This window comes from Psychroserpens mesophilus (assembly GCF_050617655.1).
Lineage (GTDB): Bacteria > Bacteroidota > Bacteroidia > Flavobacteriales > Flavobacteriaceae > Psychroserpens > Psychroserpens mesophilus_A.
Genome location: NZ_JBODQC010000235.1, coordinates 1 through 262, shown reverse-complemented (window position 1 = coordinate 262; position 262 = coordinate 1). Strand labels below are relative to the sequence as shown.

Below are 262 nucleotides of genomic sequence, written 5' to 3'. Positions count from 1 at the left end.
AACTGGACGTTTTCGCCTATGGTAGATATCTCTAGAGATCCTCGTTGGGGAAGAGTTTCTGAAGGAAATGGAGAAGATCCTTACTTAGGAAGTGAAATTGCTCGCGCTATGGTTCGAGGTTATCAACAAGATGATTTGTCCGCAAACAATACTTTAATGTCTTGTGTTAAGCATTTTGCACTATATGGAGCACCAGAAGCAGGTAGAGATTACAACACAGTAGATATGAGTCGTATACGTATGTATAACGAATATTTACCAC

The 262-nt window shown here is 39.7% G+C and carries 1 protein-coding gene; it reads left to right on the top strand.

Translation table 11 applies throughout. From position 1 onward, the window contains the following. Window positions 1-262: glycoside hydrolase family 3 N-terminal domain-containing protein (locus tag ACRHNM_RS17095; RefSeq protein WP_431137836.1), on the top strand; the 262-nt coding region annotated here is incomplete at both ends.